Source organism: Acinetobacter bereziniae (assembly GCF_016576965.1).
Taxonomy (GTDB): Bacteria; Pseudomonadota; Gammaproteobacteria; order Pseudomonadales; family Moraxellaceae; genus Acinetobacter; species Acinetobacter bereziniae.
Genome location: NZ_CP066119.1, coordinates 919,772 through 937,037, shown reverse-complemented (window position 1 = coordinate 937,037; position 17,266 = coordinate 919,772). Strand labels below are relative to the sequence as shown.

15 protein-coding genes are annotated in these 17,266 nt (G+C 41.6%); 1 reads left to right on the top strand and 14 read right to left on the bottom strand.

Annotated elements, in window-relative coordinates:
* Positions 1–8: 8 nt before the first annotated feature.
* From upp to I9192_RS04270, 14 genes are all read right to left on the bottom strand, one after another.
* A complete protein-coding gene (gene upp, locus I9192_RS04335; RefSeq protein WP_004827961.1) occupies positions 9–644 on the bottom strand; it encodes a uracil phosphoribosyltransferase in 636 nt (211 codons plus the stop codon).
* Positions 645–764: 120 nt separating this feature from the next.
* Entirely contained in the window at positions 765–2,291 is a 1,527-nt protein-coding gene (gene nuoN / locus I9192_RS04330) for an NADH-quinone oxidoreductase subunit NuoN (protein ID WP_370469251.1), read from the bottom strand.
* A gap of 32 nt (positions 2,292–2,323) precedes the next feature.
* Positions 2,324–3,934 (bottom strand): NADH-quinone oxidoreductase subunit M, encoded by a 1,611-nt coding sequence (gene nuoM, locus I9192_RS04325; RefSeq protein ID WP_171248754.1) that lies wholly within the window; start codon positions 3,932–3,934, stop codon positions 2,324–2,326.
* Between the two features lie 7 nt (positions 3,935–3,941).
* The gene (gene nuoL, locus I9192_RS04320; protein ID WP_004827954.1) at positions 3,942–5,831 is read right to left on the bottom strand and encodes an NADH-quinone oxidoreductase subunit L; all 1,890 of its coding nucleotides are present in this window, start codon (positions 5,829–5,831) and stop codon (positions 3,942–3,944) included.
* Positions 5,828–6,136 carry an NADH-quinone oxidoreductase subunit NuoK gene (nuoK, locus tag I9192_RS04315; RefSeq protein ID WP_004827952.1) on the bottom strand — a complete coding sequence of 103 codons (309 nt, stop codon included), beginning with the start codon at positions 6,134–6,136 and terminating at the stop codon, positions 5,828–5,830. The genes nuoL and nuoK overlap by 4 nt, the downstream gene beginning before the upstream one ends.
* On the bottom strand, positions 6,136–6,654 hold the full coding sequence (nuoJ, locus tag I9192_RS04310; RefSeq protein WP_171066809.1) for an NADH-quinone oxidoreductase subunit J: 519 nt from the start codon (positions 6,652–6,654) through the stop codon (positions 6,136–6,138). The genes nuoK and nuoJ overlap by 1 nt, the downstream gene beginning before the upstream one ends.
* The gene (gene nuoI / locus I9192_RS04305; RefSeq protein ID WP_005030883.1) at positions 6,654–7,196 is read right to left on the bottom strand and encodes an NADH-quinone oxidoreductase subunit NuoI; all 543 of its coding nucleotides are present in this window, start codon (positions 7,194–7,196) and stop codon (positions 6,654–6,656) included. Before nuoI ends, nuoJ begins: the two co-directional genes overlap by 1 nt.
* Positions 7,197–7,214: 18 nt before the next feature.
* On the bottom strand, positions 7,215–8,228 hold the full coding sequence (nuoH, locus tag I9192_RS04300; RefSeq protein WP_004827946.1) for an NADH-quinone oxidoreductase subunit NuoH: 1,014 nt from the start codon (positions 8,226–8,228) through the stop codon (positions 7,215–7,217).
* A gap of 2 nt (positions 8,229–8,230) precedes the next feature.
* Positions 8,231–10,915: an NADH-quinone oxidoreductase subunit NuoG gene (nuoG, locus tag I9192_RS04295; protein ID WP_005030884.1), complete on the bottom strand. Its 2,685-nt coding sequence runs from the start codon at positions 10,913–10,915 to the stop codon at positions 8,231–8,233.
* An 11-nt stretch (positions 10,916–10,926) separates the two neighbouring features.
* Positions 10,927–12,258 (bottom strand): NADH-quinone oxidoreductase subunit NuoF, encoded by a 1,332-nt coding sequence (gene nuoF / locus I9192_RS04290; protein ID WP_004827942.1) that lies wholly within the window; start codon positions 12,256–12,258, stop codon positions 10,927–10,929.
* Positions 12,255–12,764 carry an NADH-quinone oxidoreductase subunit NuoE gene (gene nuoE, locus I9192_RS04285; RefSeq protein WP_004722839.1) on the bottom strand — a complete coding sequence of 170 codons (510 nt, stop codon included), beginning with the start codon at positions 12,762–12,764 and terminating at the stop codon, positions 12,255–12,257. The genes nuoF and nuoE overlap by 4 nt, the downstream gene beginning before the upstream one ends.
* A 14-nt stretch (positions 12,765–12,778) precedes the next feature.
* Positions 12,779–14,566: an NADH-quinone oxidoreductase subunit C/D gene (gene nuoC / locus I9192_RS04280; RefSeq protein ID WP_100884589.1), complete on the bottom strand. Its 1,788-nt coding sequence runs from the start codon at positions 14,564–14,566 to the stop codon at positions 12,779–12,781.
* Positions 14,567–14,652: 86 nt separating this feature from the next.
* Positions 14,653–15,330, bottom strand: a complete 678-nt coding sequence (locus I9192_RS04275) for a NuoB/complex I 20 kDa subunit family protein (RefSeq protein ID WP_004827935.1) — start codon at positions 15,328–15,330, stop codon at positions 14,653–14,655.
* Positions 15,331–15,337: 7 nt separating this feature from the next.
* Positions 15,338–15,886, bottom strand: coding sequence for an NADH-quinone oxidoreductase subunit A (locus I9192_RS04270; protein ID WP_004827934.1), 549 nt, complete (start codon positions 15,884–15,886; stop codon positions 15,338–15,340).
* A 1,025-nt stretch (positions 15,887–16,911) separates the two neighbouring features.
* Between I9192_RS04270 and I9192_RS04265 the strand changes: the two genes are divergently transcribed.
* The gene (locus tag I9192_RS04265) at positions 16,912–17,262 is read left to right on the top strand and encodes a hypothetical protein (RefSeq protein WP_004827932.1); all 351 of its coding nucleotides are present in this window, start codon (positions 16,912–16,914) and stop codon (positions 17,260–17,262) included.
* The last annotated feature ends 4 nt before the right edge of the window (positions 17,263–17,266 follow it).

The window sequence follows — 17,266 nt, the reverse complement described above, 5'->3', positions numbered from 1 at the left end:
ACTAAATTTTAATCTTTTTGCACACTACCAAAAATTTTATCACCTGCATCACCTAAGCCCGGTACGATATAGCCATTTTCGTTTAAGCCTTGATCAATAGAGGCAGTAAAAATCGTTACATCAGGATGTGCAGCTTCAACACGTTTAATCCCTTCTGGTGCAGCAACAAGGACCATCACACGGATATCTTTACAACCACTGGCTTTTAATACATCAATTGCAGCAACTAAAGACGAACCTGTTGCCAGCATTGGATCAATAATCATGGCTAAACGATTCTGAACATCTGGAACTAATTTTTTATAATAGGTACGTGCTTCCAAAGTTTCTTCATCACGCTCAAGCCCTAATACTGAAACTTTAGCACTTGGAATGAGGTTCAAGAAGCCATCGAGCATGCCAATACCCGCACGTAAAATCGGCACAACCGTAATTTTTTTACCGGCAATACGATCTACACTTACCTTTCCATTCCAGCCATCAATCTCGTGATCACAAACTGGTAAATCTTTAGTCGCTTCATAAGTCAAGAGCATAGTCACTTCTTGAGCAAGCTCACGAAAGTTCTTGGTACTTATATCAGCACGGCGTAATAGACCAAGTTTATGACGGATAAGCGGATGACGGATTTCTTGAATTGACACAGGAGATTACCTAAAAGGATAAAAGTAAATTTCCGCTATTATAATTGTTTTTTATATAAGAGATAAGAAAAGCCCTCAACAAATGAGGGCTTTTTTTGTTAATCGCTTACTTTCATCAGATTATTGCAAAATGATATGCAAAGGCGCAACGATTTGAGCACCATGTGCCAAAGCGATAATCGGATCTGGATAAACACCAAATACCAGTACCAATAAGGCAGCAAGAAGAACCATAATACCGCCTGCTTTTTGCCCCCAATGCTTATCTGCATCAATACGTGGTGTATCTGGTGGTGTCATATACAGAACGATCATGACACGTAAGTAATAGTACAAACCAATACCACTACCAATGATGATCATTGCTGCATAGAACCAGTGTTGTTGAGACACAGTGGTCATCACTAACATGAACTTACCAATGAAACCAGCAGTCAATGGAATCCCTGCTAGAGATAACATCATGACTGTTAAAGTTGCAGTAAGCACAGGGCGACGCCAGAATAAACCACGATAATCCGCAAGTGACTCAGCTTCATCAACATTATTGTATGGACTAGACATCAAGGCAACCACACCGAAAGCACCGATGGTTGTGATGACATAAGTAAATACATATACACCAACAGATGTCAGGCTAAGGAATGAAGCACTCACTAAACCAAGAAGTAGATAACCAAAATGAGCGATTGATGAATACGCTAAAATACGCTTCAAGTTGACTTGACGCACTGCAAGTAAGTTACCTGCAAGGATTGAAAGAACTGCAATAACAACGATAACCGTCTGAATTGATTCAATGCCAATCACGCCTGAAGACAATAAATAACGTACCAACAATCCGATCATTGCAATTTTTGAAACTGTTGCAAGAAACGTCGCAATCGGTGCAGGTGCACCTTGATAAACATCTGGTGTCCATTTATGGAATGGCGCAAGAGAAAGTTTAAATGCCACAGCTGCAATAATCAGACCCAAACCAATAATGACCATTGGTGTTTCGATCAGTTGATGATATTGCCCAAGTGCCGATTGGATTGCCATAATCAATTCTGGATTTTGAGTTTTACTCAATTTCCAGAACAAATCATCAATTTGACCTGCAAAAGACAGAGAACCGACTGCTGAATAGACATAAGCCATTCCCATCAACAACATGGCAGAAGCTGTCGCAGAAAGTACAAGATACTTCACACCTGCTTCGAGCGATTTTCCACGTTGATAGGTATATGCCAATAAGCCATATATAGGAATAGACATCAATTCAAGGCTGATAAAGAACGATGCAAAATGAGAACTTGCAACCATCAACATTGCACCTGAAACTGAAATCAGCATAAGCAGGTACAATTCTTCACGGTTGTCTTTATAAGTTTCAATATATGCATGTGACAATGTGCAGCAAGCCAATGCGGCAATTAAAATCATCACTTGGTAGAACAATGTAAATGGATCAACCATAAACATGTTCATGACTGGTCCTGGAACAAATGCCTTACCAAACAAAGTAAATAATATATTTGCCAAAGCAAGGTTTAAACCAATCACCGAAACAGTTGCAATCAGATTGTGATTACGTTTAATCGCAATCAGAATCATCACCACAATCGCTGTCAATGCAACAATAAAAACTGGTGCTAAAGGCATGAGATCCGAAAATGACATAGTGAAGTTCATGACTATTGGATCTCCACATTTTGTTGAGATACAACTTGTTGAGCTGTATCGACAATTTCTTGAACTGGAATATAGCTATTTGCTAACCACGCCATACTTGAGTTTGAAATATCAAGGAATGTTTGTGGATGTACACCTAACCAAAGTAAGCCAAGTGCGCAGACCAATAAAATCACAGTTTCACGTGTATTTAAGTCTTTTAACGGACTTTCATAATGTGGCTTCTGTGCTTCATTTGGTGTACCAAATAATGCTTTATGAATCAGAATTAGACCATAAAGACCAGCAAAGACTAAGCTAATCGCAGCAATAATTGTAAATGTTGGGAACTTGGCAAATGAGCCCATAAGGATCAGGAATTCACCGATAAAGTTACCTAGACCTGGGATACCCACAAGTGCTGATACAAAGAACATTAAGAAGAATGGTAGATACTGGAATTGACCACGAATACCGCCCATCAAACGTAAATCACGTGTATGTAAGCGCTCATAGACCTGACCACACATAATGAATAATGCAGCAGATGACAAGCCATGTGCCAACATCATGATCATTAAGCCTTGGAATGTCAGGATATTACCTGCATAAAGTGCAAGTAATACGAAGCCCATGTGTGAAATAGAAGTATACGCCAACAAACGTTTCATATCCGTTTGCTGGAAAGCACACCAAGCGCCGTAGAAAATACCAATCAAACCGAAAATAATTGCAATATCAGCAAACTGTGCAGATGCTGCAGGGAAGAAAGGCATTACAAAACGAAGTAAACCGTATGCAGCAGTTTTAATCAAAATACCGGCTAAGTCTACAGAACCTGCTGTTGGCGCTTGCGCATGGGCATCCGGTAACCAGCCATGCAATGGGAAGACTGGAAGTTTTACGGCAAAACCAATAAACAAACAGATCATCAATGCATAAGCATAACCAGCTGTACTAGGATTAGCGTCTAATGCATTTGCAACACTCATCAAGTGCGTATAACCAAACCCGATTCGACCATCCGTGCTATAACCAATGATCACCAGCCCCAATATGCCAACAAGCATGATGAGACCCGCGACTTGGGTATAAATAAAGAACTTGGTTGCTGCGTAAACACGTGATTTACCATCTGCACCTTTATGACCCCAAAGTGCGATCAAGAAGTAGATAGGAACCAGCATCATCTCCCAGAAGAAGAAGAATAAGAACATATCAATTGCAAGAAAAACCCCGATTACCCCACCCAATGACCATAAAAGGTTTAAGTGGAAGAAACCAACATTCTTTTGAATTTCGCCCCATGAACAGCCAACAGCAAGTACACCCAGTAATGCTGTTAAACCGACCATAAGAAGCGAAAGACCATCGACCGCTAAGTGAATGTTAATACCCAGTGTTTTAATCCAAGGGACATAGAACTCAGCTGCCCAAGTCGGCGCTTGACCGCCTAAAGCATAATCAAATCCACCTTGTTTCCACAAAATAACGGTTAAGCCCAAAGTAATGAGCATTCCCACTAATGCGATATAACGAGGCAAATGTTTATCAAGTTTATCGACTAACCAACACGCGAAACCTGCAATAAAAGGTACAAGAATCAGTGCGGGTAAAATCCAATTGTTTGTGATTTCCATCTTATTTCCCCACTACCTGAATCACGATCAAGATCATCAGCAATACCACTACACCGAGTGACATACTTGATGCATATTCACGTAATGAACCTGTTTGACGGGTACTTGTAAATTTATTACCACCTTTTACGATTGCAGGTAAGACAAGCCATAAGCCATCAATTGGATCACGACCTAAGATTTTCGCAATAAGCAAATAAGGTTGAACGAATACAAGGTTATATAAAGAATCGAAACCAAATGCATTACGGCAAATATTCGCAAGCCCAGCACCAAATGAAGTTGCTGCAAAGCCTTTAACCGCTTTATAAGCAAATGCAAATAATACAACACCTACTGCTAAACCAGCCAATGCGATACCTACAGCAAGGTGTTCTGCACCATGCATACCTTCTTCAACTGCTTTTGATACTTCAAATGCAGGAATATGAGCAGCATTTAAAACATTCATGACTGGCGCTTTTAAGAAATAAGCCAAACCAGTTGAAAGAACAGCCAAGATACCTAAAGGCGCCCAATAAGTCGCACCTTTGATTTCGTGATAATGTGTTTTTTCTTCACCGAAGAATACCACCCAGATTAAACGGAAAGTATAAATCGAAGTCAGGAATGCACCAGCAACACCAACCCAATACAATGAGCCATACAGTGCTACAGATTGACCTTGCGCCCAAACAGCACCCAAGATTGCATCCTTAGAGAAGAAGCCGATCGTAATAAATGGAATTGCAGCAAGTGCACCACCACCTATTGCAAAACAAGCGAATAAGAATTTGTTTTTGTAGAACAAGCCACCCATCTTGAAGATGTTTTGCTCGTGATGGTAAGCCAGAATCACTGCACCTGAAGACAAGAATAATAATGCCTTAAAGAATGCGTGTGAAAGCATATGGAACAGACCAGCTTGGTATGCTTCAGCACCTACAGCCATAAACATATAACCTAACTGACTCATTGTAGAGTAAGCCAAAATACGTTTGATGTCCGTTTGCACCAAGGCAGCAAAACCTGCAACGAGCAATGTCACTGCACCAGTAATCGAAATGAACTGCATTACTTCTGGTGTCATTTCAAACACAGAGAACATACGGCAGCACAAGTAAACACCTGCTGTTACCATTGTTGCAGCATGGATCAATGCAGATACTGGTGTAGGACCAGCCATTGCATCTGCCAACCACGTTTGTAATGGGATTTGTGCAGATTTACCCGCAGCACCCAAGAACAACATCAACGATGTCCAAAGTGCAAGGTTGTGATCAAGGGCTAAAACTTGTGAAGCATTGGCAACGATCGTTCCAATATGCAAAGTACCAAATTGTTGGTAAAGCAAGAACAATGCGATCAGTAAGAATACATCACCCACACGAGTCACTGTAAATGCTTTGATTGCAGCAAAACCGTTTGCAGGATTTTGATAGTAATAACCAATCAACAGGTAAGAACACAGACCTACGCCTTCCCAACCTAAGAATAACAACGCTAAGTTGTCACCCAAAACCAACACCAACATGCTGGCAACGAATAAGTTGAAATATGAGAAGAAACGAGCAAAGTCTTCTTCACCACGCATATACCAAGTTGCAAAGATATGGATCAAGAAACCCACACCTGTGATCATGCCCATCATCAATAATGATAAGCCATCAAGATGCAAACTTACGCCTGGCGCAAAACCACCCACATTAAACCAAGTCCACAAATGCTGTGCTTGAGCAACTGAACCCTGTTTTACAAAGTCCATGCCTGCAAGCAATGCAAATAATGCTGAAAGACCAACAGAACCTGCACCAATAATGGCTGCTACATTTTCAGGAAGTTTATTACGCCCTGCCGCTAAAAGGACAAAACCAATGAGCGGAAATAAAATTGTTAAATATAAATAGCTCATCCGCGCATCTCACTAGCAGCATCTACATCCAGATGATGGAAGCGATGGTAGAACTGAAGGACGATCGCAAGACCGATACACGCCTCTGCCGCAGCAAGAGTAAGGATCAAAATAAACATAATTTGACCATCAGGTTGTGCCCATGCACTTCCTGCCACAACGAATGCCAATGCGGCTGCATTCATCATGATCTCAAGGCTCATCAACATAAATAATAAATTGCGTCGCACCATTACACCGTAAAAACCCAGTGCAAAAAGAATAGATGCAACGATCAAACCATGTTCTAAAGGAATGTTGCCCATTACTGTTTATCCTCTTCTGCACTTGGTTCACGTTTGCCTAAGTGGAATGCTGCAACCAAGGCTGCAAGCAATAACATCGCGGCAACTTCAACCAATAATAAATAGTGGGTAAAGAGTGCTTGACCAACAACTTTAGGACCAATGACTTGAGTTCCAAGTACAGCACCCTGCTGTACATGATCTGAACCCAATACCCAAACTAAACATAAGCCCATTAAAAAGCTCATGAGTGCTGGATAAGCCCAAGCATCTGAAGTCAACCATTTACGTTCTTGGTCAACTGTATGCTGACCAAGATTGAGCATCATCACAACGAATACGAACAACACCATGATCGCACCGGCATAAACAATCACTTCAAGTGCAGCTGCAAATGGTGCACCAATCGTCAAGAACATACCTGCAACTGCAAGTAATGAAACGATCAAACTTAATAAAGCATGTACAGGATTCGCGTTAGTCACAACACGAACCGTAGAAACAATGGCCACAAGAGCCATTAAATAAAATGGCCACATCATGGTAATAAGCTCCGTACATCTACAGGCGCGCTTTCACGCTGCGCTTGACCTTTTTCTTTACCATCAATCGTCATACCAGTCACACGGTAGAAATTGTAGTCAGGATATTTACCTGGACCTGAAATGAGTAAGTTTTCTTTCTCATACACAAGATCTTGACGTACATATTCACCAAGCTCAAAGTCTGGTGTTAACTGAATTGCAGTTGTTGGACATGCTTCTTCACACATACCGCAGAAAATGCAGCGTGAGAAGTTAATACGGAAGAATTCTGGATACCAACGTCCATCTTCTTTTTCAGCTTTCTGTAATGAAATACAGCCAACAGGACATGCAACCGCACATAAGTTACACGCAACACAACGTTCTTCACCGTCTGGGTCACGTGTTAGTACGATACGACCACGGTAACGTGGAGGTACGATTTGCTCGGCTGGAACTTCTGGATATAAAATCGTATCGCGTTTGCGTGTGACATGGCTAAACACCATCCACAACGAACGAACAATTGATCCTACGCCAGCTAGAATTTTATACATTTTGTACTCCCTGCTGTCCTAGGCTTGATTCATCAGAATCACAGCACCAGTCACCAAAAGGTTGACCAATGCAAGTGGTAAACACACTTTCCAACCAAAATTCATCACTTGGTCATAACGTGGACGCATTAAAGAACCACGAGCCAAGACAAACATCATTACAAAGAATGCTGTTTTCGCAATGAACCAGAACGCATCTGGAATGAATGGAATATTTAAATTAAATGGTGCTAACCAACCGCCGAAGAATAAAGTCACGATCAGTGCTGAAATCAGGATGATGTTGACGTATTCAGCAACGAAGAACATCCCCCATTTCATACCACCATACTCAACGTGGTAACCCTCTGCCAACTCTTGCTCAGCTTCTGGTTGGTCAAATGGGTGACGATGTGTTACTGCAACACCAGCAACCACAAAGATCATGAAACCAATGAATTGTGGAACCACAAACCATACATCACGTTGTGCTTCTACGATTTCACGCAAATTGAATGAACCAGCAATCGCAACCACACCCATCAATGAAATCCCTAAGAAGACTTCATAAGAAATGGTTTGTGCTGCTGAACGTAGACCACCAAGCAATGCATATTTGTTGTTTGAAGCCCAACCACCAAATAACACAGCATAAACAGCGATACCTGCCATTGCCATAAAGAACAATAAGCCAATGCTCATATCTGCAACACCTAAATAAGGTGAAACAGGAATGACCATAAATGACAGTACCGCAGTTGCCATCGCAACTGCTGGTGCTAAACGGAAAGTCAGTTTATCAACGAACTTAGGCGTCCAGTCTTCTTTAAACATGATTTTAAGCATGTCAGCAACGATCTGGAACATCCCGCCCGGACCTACACGGTTCGGACCATAACGGTCTTGCCATAAACCAAGCAAACGACGCTCAATAAAAGACATCAATGCTGCAAGCAAAACCACAACCAACAAAATCACAATCGCTTGAATGACCGAATAAGCAATCGGCCAGTCTTGTGCCCAAGTCGGTAGGGCGCGTAAAGATTCATTCATGATTACACTCCCACCGTTACAGATACAGGTTCAGCAAGTGAAACGGTTGGAGCTTGTCCAACTGGATAACCGATATAACCTGTTGGTAAATACTCAATCACATGCACAGGAAGGCTGATTGTCGTTTCACCAGCTTGGACGATCAGTTGTTGACCATCTTGAACATTCAAACGTGCTGCATCTTGTTCACCTACAGCAAAAGCAGCTTCTGGAATACGTGACTCCATCGCTGGTGTTTTTACTGTAAATTCACCAGAAGCAAAAATATGATGCATTGGAACAAGACGGAAACTGTCTGGATTGTTTACAACTGCACTTGGCGCAACATAGCTACGAGCAGGACGTTTCACTAAACGATCAAATAAACGAACACCAGAATCACCACCTTTCAGGTGCCCCCCTACTTCGTCTTGGTATTTATTCCAAGCTTGTGGAGAGTTCCAACCCGGTGCCCATGCAAATGGTACCAATGACGATGCATTTTGTGGTCCAACATAACCTTCCATTGAGAATGTTAATGCGGTATCGACATCGACAGGTTGTTTCGGCTCATGTACGTTCAACGGTGCACGGATTGCAGTACGACCTGAGTAACGACGTGGTTCACGGGCAATTTTCAAACCATGAACACGATAGCCTGCATCAGGCGCAACATCTTGAATCGCTTCCAATGCTGGAACATTTTTCACAACAGATTCAATCACATCATCCAACAAGGTCCATGAAATCGCTTTACCTTGCACACCTGTTTCAATGGCATGCAACCAGCGCCATGATTCTTTAATGGCATACTCTGGTTTGTAGTAACTTGGATCATAAACTTGGTAGAAACGTTGTGCACGTCCCTCTTGACTGACCACCGTACCATCGCCTTCAGCGAAGCTTGCAGCAGAAAGAACCACATCTGCAGCATTTACAGTTTCAGTTTCAGAGTGATCAAGCACAATCACACTTTGCGCTTTGGCTAATGCAGCTTCTACTTGAGTTGCTGGTAAGCGACGGAATAGATCATTTTCAACAATAATGATTGAATCATAATCTTGTGCAAATGCTTGCTCTAAGCTTAAACCACCGAACAGTGCCAAGCCCATTGAGTTCACTTCAGGAACCGTCAATGTTAAACCTGCATTTTCACCTAGATTCTGCGCAACCTGTGCAGCAGCTTCCATGATGGCAGCATCTTGTAAGCTTGTTCCAGAGATGATTAATGGCTTTTTCGCAGCTTTTAATGTATCCGCAACAGTTTGAGCAAATGCTTTCGCATCGTCATCTAAACCAAGAATTGCCTCACCTTTTACAGCAGCAGCAACAGCAAAACCTAAACGTGCAATGTCGTTTGGAGAAGCAACAACTTCACCCGCAGCCACATCAGCTAAACGTGTTTGTGTCGCAGCCAAGATATAAATCGGAGAATTTTCATCCTGACCAATACGTTTTACTGGTTCAGCCAACCAATCTTGAGTACGGCGGTCTGCTGCCATTTGTTTGGCTTTGTTTTTCGCAGCTTGGCGAACTGACAATGCCATACGCGGTGCTGTTTGAGTAAGATCTTCACCGAGAATCAAGACAGCATCATAGCTTTCAATCTCACGCATACCTGGGTTATAAACACCCTCAGCCTGCATAATCGATGCAGCCAACTCAACCAAGTTTTGCTCTTTTTGAGACATCCCTGTTGAGTAGTTTTGCTGACCCACCAACTCACGCAATGCGTAGTTTGATTCTAATGATGCACGTGGTGAACCAATACCCAAGACTTTTTTGCTCTGAACATTTGCGATCACTGTATCAAGTGCTGTATCTACAGAAACGATTTCAACATCTGCACCATTACGGAACTGTGGCTGACGTGGACGATCTTCACGGTTCACATAACCTGTACCGAAACGACCTTTATCGCACAAGAAGTATTGGTTAACTTCACCGTTGAAACGGTTTTCTACACGACGTAATTCACCATAACGTTCACCCGGTGAAATGTTACAACCTGAAGAACAGCCTTGGCATACGCTTGGCGCATACTGCATGTCCCATTTACGGTTATAGCGTGCCGAATGTGTTTTATCGGTAAACACACCTGTTGGACAAACTTCAGTCAAGTTACCAGAGAATTCAGACTCTAAAGTTCCTGATTCTGGACGACCAAAGTAAACACGTGATGCATTGGCATAAACACCAAAATCTGTACCACCTGCATAATCGTTATAGTAACGAACACAACGATAACATGCGATACAACGGTTCATTTCATGTGCAATGAAAGAACCTAACTCTTGGTTATGGTGTGTACGTTTAGTAAAGCGATAGCGACGACGGTCGTGTTGTGTCATCACAGTCATATCTTGAAGATGACAATGACCACCTTCTTCACAGACTGGACAGTCGTGTGGATGGTTGGTCATTAAGAATTCCACGATAGACTCACGGAAATCTTTTGCTTCTTTGTCTTCAATCGAAATATAGGTATTGTCAGATGCAGGAGTCATACATGACATTACTAAGCGACCACGAGTATCTTCTGGATTCGCATATTGAGTAACAGCACATTGACGGCAAGAACCGACAGAACCTAAAGCTGGATGCCAACAAAAATATGGGATGTCGATGCCAAGACTCAAACATGCTTGTAGCAGGTTTTCCGAGCCATTGACTTCGTACGATTTTCCATCGACATGAATTGTAGCCATAGTCGAATTCCTTAAACTTGTTCTACGTGGCTGGCTTGGGCTACAGGACGATCTGTCACTTTAGCTTCAAACTCGCTACGGAAATATTTGAGTGCACCCATCAATGGTTCCATCGCACCTGGTGCGTGAGCACAGAATGTTTTACCAATCCATAACTTACGAGTCAGTTCTTGAAGATGTTGAATGTCTTCCATCTTCCCTTCGCCCTTCTCAATAGCGACAAGTGCTTTCACTGCCCAAGGTAAACCATCACGGCATGGTGTACAGAAACCACATGATTCACGTGCAAAGAATTCTTCTAAGTTACGGGTCGCAGAAACCATACATTGGGTTTCATCAACCACCATTAACAAACATGTCCCTAGACGAGAACCTGCTTTCATAATGCTTTCTGAATCCATTGGAAGATCAATGTGCTCAGCAGCCAAGAAATCCGTTGATGCACCACCCGGCAACCATGCTTTAAGCTTAAGACCATCACGCATACCGCCAGCATAGTCTTCAATCACTTCACGTGCAGTTGTACCGAATGGTAATTCCCATAACCCAGGGAAAGTAACTTTTCCTGATGCACCATAGATTTTAGTGCCTGGATCTTTAGATTTACCCGCAGACAAACCGATATACCACTCAGGACCACGCAACATAATTGCAGGCAAGTTGTTATAGGTTTCAACGTTATTCACAATCGTAGGACGACCCCATGCCCCTGCAACTTGCGGGAATGGAGGTTTAGTACGTGGATTGGCACGGCGACCTTCGAGTGAGTTAATCAACGCAGTTTCTTCACCGCAGATATAACGCCCCGCACCTGTATGTACATGGAGATCAAAGTTCCAACCTGTACCTAAGATGTTGTCACCCAAATAACCTTTAGCACGAACTTGCTCTAAAGCTTCATTTAAGTATTGAGCAGCTTCAATGTACTCACCACGAATGAAGATATAGCCTTGCGTAGCTTCAAGGGTATAACCTGCAATCAACATTCCTTCGATCAATTGATGTGGAAGTTTTTCCATCAACAAACGGTCTTTGAATGTACCCGGTTCCATTTCATCGGCATTACAGATCAGGTAACGAGGACCACCATCATTCGGTGCCATCAATGACCATTTAATCCCTGCTGGGAAACCTGCACCACCACGACCTTTTACAGTCGCTGCTTTGATGACTTCAAGAACATCTTTAGGTGGCATAGACAGCGCTTTTTTAAAGCCTGCATAGCCTTCTAAAGCTTCATAGTCATCAGCACTACGAACAAATTCCTGTTTACTCAAACGCCATGTTAATGGGTGAGTTTCAGGGTTTCCGTCGCCATATATTGGTCTTGGTTCGGTATTCATACATACTTCTCCAATAACTGTTTCACAGAAGTCACTTCAACCAAACCGTGAGTATCTTCATCAATCATTAAGGTTGGACCTTTGTCACAGTTCCCTAAACAACAGATCGGCAATAAAGTAAAACGACCATCAGCTGTCGTTTGACCAAATTGAATACCCAGTTCGCGTTGGAAAGCTTCTGCTAAAGTTTCCGCACCCATCAAGAAACATGCAATCGAATCACATAATAAAATTACGTGGCGACCCACAGGTTGACGGTAAATACGGTTATAGAATGTTGCAACACCTTCCAAATCCGCAGTTGTAATTGTCAATAATTGAGCAATTGCATGTAACTGCGCATCATCTACCCAACCGTTACGGCGTTGTACACACTTTAAGGCATCCAAAGACGCTGCGCGTGGGTATGGGTAATGCCCCATGTGATGTTCAATTTCATGGATTTCTTCGCTGGTCAGAATCCCTTCAACATTCACACGTGGCTTTTTATCAGTCAAAATCATCATAATGCGTTTACCCCTTAGCGATCCACGTCAGCCATAACGACGTCAATTGTCGCTAAATAAATGATCAAGTCAGATACAAGACTGCCGTTAATCACGGAAGGAATTTGCTGCAAGTGGGTGAAAGTTGGTGTACGAATACGGGTACGATAGCTCATCGTTGACTTATCAGAAGTCAAGTAATAGTTAGACGCACCTTTTACCACTTCTGCCATTACAGACGCTTCACCTGCTGGCATTACAGGACCCCATGACACGCTCAAGAAGTGCGTAATCAAAGTTTCAATATCTTGTAAAGTCTTATCTTTTGGTGGTGGAACTGCCAATGGATGATCCGCTTTATAAGGACCCGAAGGCATATTATCCAAACACTGTTTGACGATTTTCAATGATTCTTCAATTTCACGATAGTGAACCATCACACGTGCATAAGCATCGCCTTCGTACTCCAATGGCACTTCAAAATCGTAATTTTCATAGCCACTATAAGGACGATATTTACGCACATCAAAGTCAATACCTGTTGCACGTAAACCAGTACCTGTTACACCCCATGCCAATGCCGATTTTGCATCGTATTGCGCAACATTGCGGGTACGACCAACAAAGACAGAGTTTTTAAGCGCCGCAGTATGATATTCCTTCAAACGTTTTGGCATCCATTCGAGAATTTCGCGAATCAGTTTCTGCCAGTTGTTTGGAAGATCATGTGCTGTACCACCAATACGGAACCAAGCTGGATGCATACGGAAACCTGTGATCGCTTCAATTGCGTCATAGATTTTTTGACGGTCCGCGAACATATAGAATACAGGTGTCATACCACCCGCATCCTGAATCGCAGTACCGATATACAACAAGTGGTTATTGATACGGAATAATTCAGACATCATGACACGGATACATTGCGCACGGTCAGGAACAGTGATCCCTGCCATTTGCTCCACACCCATCACATAAGGCATGTTTTGCGCACAACCACCCAGGTAATCTACACGGTCAGTATAAGGAATGAATGAATGCCAAGTTTGACGTTCAGCCATCTTTTCCACACCACGGTGGTGATAACCGATATCAGGCACACAGTCTTTTACTTCTTCACCGTCTAACTGCAAAATAACACGGAATGCACCATGAGCAGATGGATGGTTTGGACCCAAGTTCAAGAACATGAAGTCTTCATCTGCGTTACCGCGTTTTAAACCCCAATCTTCTGGAACAAAACGAAGATGTTCTTGCTCGAAATCTTGTTTGGCTTTGTCTTGCATATACGGCGTATATTCCGTCGCACGTGCAGAATATTCTTTACGTAACGGATGACCCTCCCAATACGTTGGCAACAAAATACGACGGAGCATCGGATGCCCTTCGAAATTGATCCCAAACATATCGTATGCTTCACGCTCGTACCAGTTAGCATTCGGCCAAATGTTGGTTGCTGTTGGAATGTTAATATCATTCTCATTCAACGCCACTTTAATACGAATATCACTATTGCGTTCCAATGAAAGCAAGTGATAGAACACAGTGAAGTCTGATGCAGGTAAACCATCACGGTGAGTACGCAAACGCTCATCTACCGCAGATAAGTCAAACAGCATCACATAAGGACGTGGCACTGTACGCAGGTACATTAAAACTTCTTGTACACGTGCGCGCTCAACCCAGACCGTTGGAAAATCTTCAAACGTCGGTTGCACGTAAAAGTTCTCACCAAATTTGGCTTTGAGATCTTCTACAATCGCAAATGCTGGGCGGGAATCAACTGGAGTTGATTCTGGCATAGCAATTTCAGTTTCAGCCATTGGCTTGGCTTCCTATTTAATACAAATTCTGTGAAATTTTCTGATGATCATACCCTTCAGGTATGTCAAACATTCATCAGAAAAAATTACTCAATCTCATCCATAGAGCGTAAGTTTTTCACTGCAATACGTTCAGCGTTCTTACGGTCGCGTTCTGGCATCATCTTTGGCTTATATACTGGCTGAAGATCATCACCAATTACCGCAGACAGCGGACGACGTTCTAATTGAATTTGGTCTTGCAATAACATTAATGCTTGGATTAATGCTTCTGGACGTGGCGGACAACCTGGAACGTACACGTCAACAGGAATAATTTTATCTACGCCTTGCACAACAGAATAAATGTCGTACATACCACCAGAGTTTGCACAAGCGCCCATTGAAATCACCCATTTAGGCTCAAGCATTTGTTCGTACAAACGTTGAATAACAGGTGCCATTTTGACAAAGCAAGTCCCTGCTACAATCATTAAGTCAGCCTGACGCGGTGAAGCACGAATAACCTCAGCACCAAAACGTGATAAATCATGCACACCTGTTAAGGTTGTTGCATATTCTACGTAACAGCACGAAGTACCAAAGTTAAAAGGCCATAATGAGTTTTTACGGCCCCAGTTCACAGCTGTATGCAACACGTCCTCTAAACGAGTCATGAATACATTTTTATTCACTTCTTCTTCAAGTGGATCTGTCACAATCTGACGATCTTGAAGCGGATATTGTTCAGCTTCTGGATTCGCACGGGTTAAGGTATATTTCATTCCCGAGTTACTCCTTGTTCAGAGACATGGTCGATGTCTTATCTTTCACACGACCAGAAGATTGAGCTGGAATCGTTCCTGTAGGATCTGTCACCAACTCTTCAATTGAATTGAAGCGAGTAATTTCTGCAAGGTCCATATTCGGTGAACCAATTTTAGGTTTAATCCCTGCTATTTTACGTTTATCCGAAGGCGACCAGTTTAAGGCACCTGTTGATAATTCATAAATTAAACCAACGAGTAAAACTAAAATAAATACAGCCGCAGCTGAAAACCCGAACCAACCTACTTCACGTACAGATGTCGCCCACGCGTATAAATAGAGGGCTTCCAAATCGAATACAACAAAGAAGATTGCGACGAGGTAGAACTTTGCAGACAAGCGGATACGTGCTCCACCAGCACTAACCACACCTGATTCAAATTGCTCTTGCTTCGCACGTCCCCATGATTTACCCCCAAGGAGCAAAGGAACGGTGAGCATAAAGACACATAAAAATGTCACGCCGATCACGAAGGCAATGATTGCCCAATCGTATGGAGTAATGGCACTCATGCGGGGATAACTCCTGGCAGGCCTATTATTTAACAAAGAATGTATGTATTGGCCTTGCAAATACACCAAACACAAAATAAATCTGGTCAATTGTACCCGATTGATGTCATCTGTTGCTAGTTAATAGCTCTAAGTCTTTCGGATGATTTTTTAGACAAAACACATAATTTTTCATGATTCGACGCAATACTACGTTCAATTATCGCTTTATCAAATTCCATTCCTATTTTTTATTAATTTTTCCGAAGTATATTTTAAAGAGATGAATTAAAAATGACAAATCAGTAGCTTAATTCTCATTAAAATTTTTCAGACATCACTTTTGTGCAACTATTTGTGTTTATTCAACAACAAATCTGCTTTCTTTTAGCGAAATTAGACACAAAATATTTTGTTACATTCTATGTAAAAAAGTCATATTCAAGCAGCCCGTATTTTTCATAAAAATTATCTCAATATGATAAATAATGTCATTTAATTAAATAAAAATTCTCATCTTGATAAATCCATTATCAAAAAAAGCACCCTTAACTTAAAATAGATTTTTTATTTAGCTTCTCTAAAATCCAATACGCCTACTTTTGACCTACCTTACAATATCAATATTTCATTTTATCAGAACTGATCCAACCTCATTTTTTAAACAAATATGAAGTTACAGCCTTTAATCATGTTTTATCCTATGTATAAACTCTCGTATATCAAGATCTGTATTTGCTCTACCCCTCCCCCCTCCACCGCTTATTTTATTTTGCGTTTCCCATTTCATTAACGCTTTACATTTCATTGATGCTTTACATCATCTTGTTGTACTGTTTTAAACATTGACTCAATGACAAAGCACTATGGATCTGCCAATGCTTGCTCCTCCACAAAAAAATTGATCTTTCGATTTACATTGAATCAATCCTGGTAACTTGTCGCAAACATAGACGAATTATCTACACAGCCTATACACATTTAACAATTTTTCCTGTGTATGCTAAATATCATTCACTTTAAATCAATAATTTAGGGGCTAAAACATGGAATTTAGTAGCAAACCAAACTATTTTTTATTTGCACAACTACTGATTCGTCATATTGAAAACTATGTCAAAAAGCATCCTGATGCACAAAATGCGATTTTTGATCTTCGTGATGTTTACGAAATTTTCCGTCAAGATCTTGCTGCAACCACAACAAATCTGGAAGGGATCTTAAACATTGCAGATGAATATCGAATTGACACCATTCAAGGTGATCAAAAAATTATCAGTGGCTATAAAATTGATGCAGAACAAAATAGCTTATTGATTGACTTTAATGCAGATGCTTTACAAGCATTAAGAGAAAGTAAACCAATTATTGCACCTGATGCGACGCTTCAAGAATAAGTTC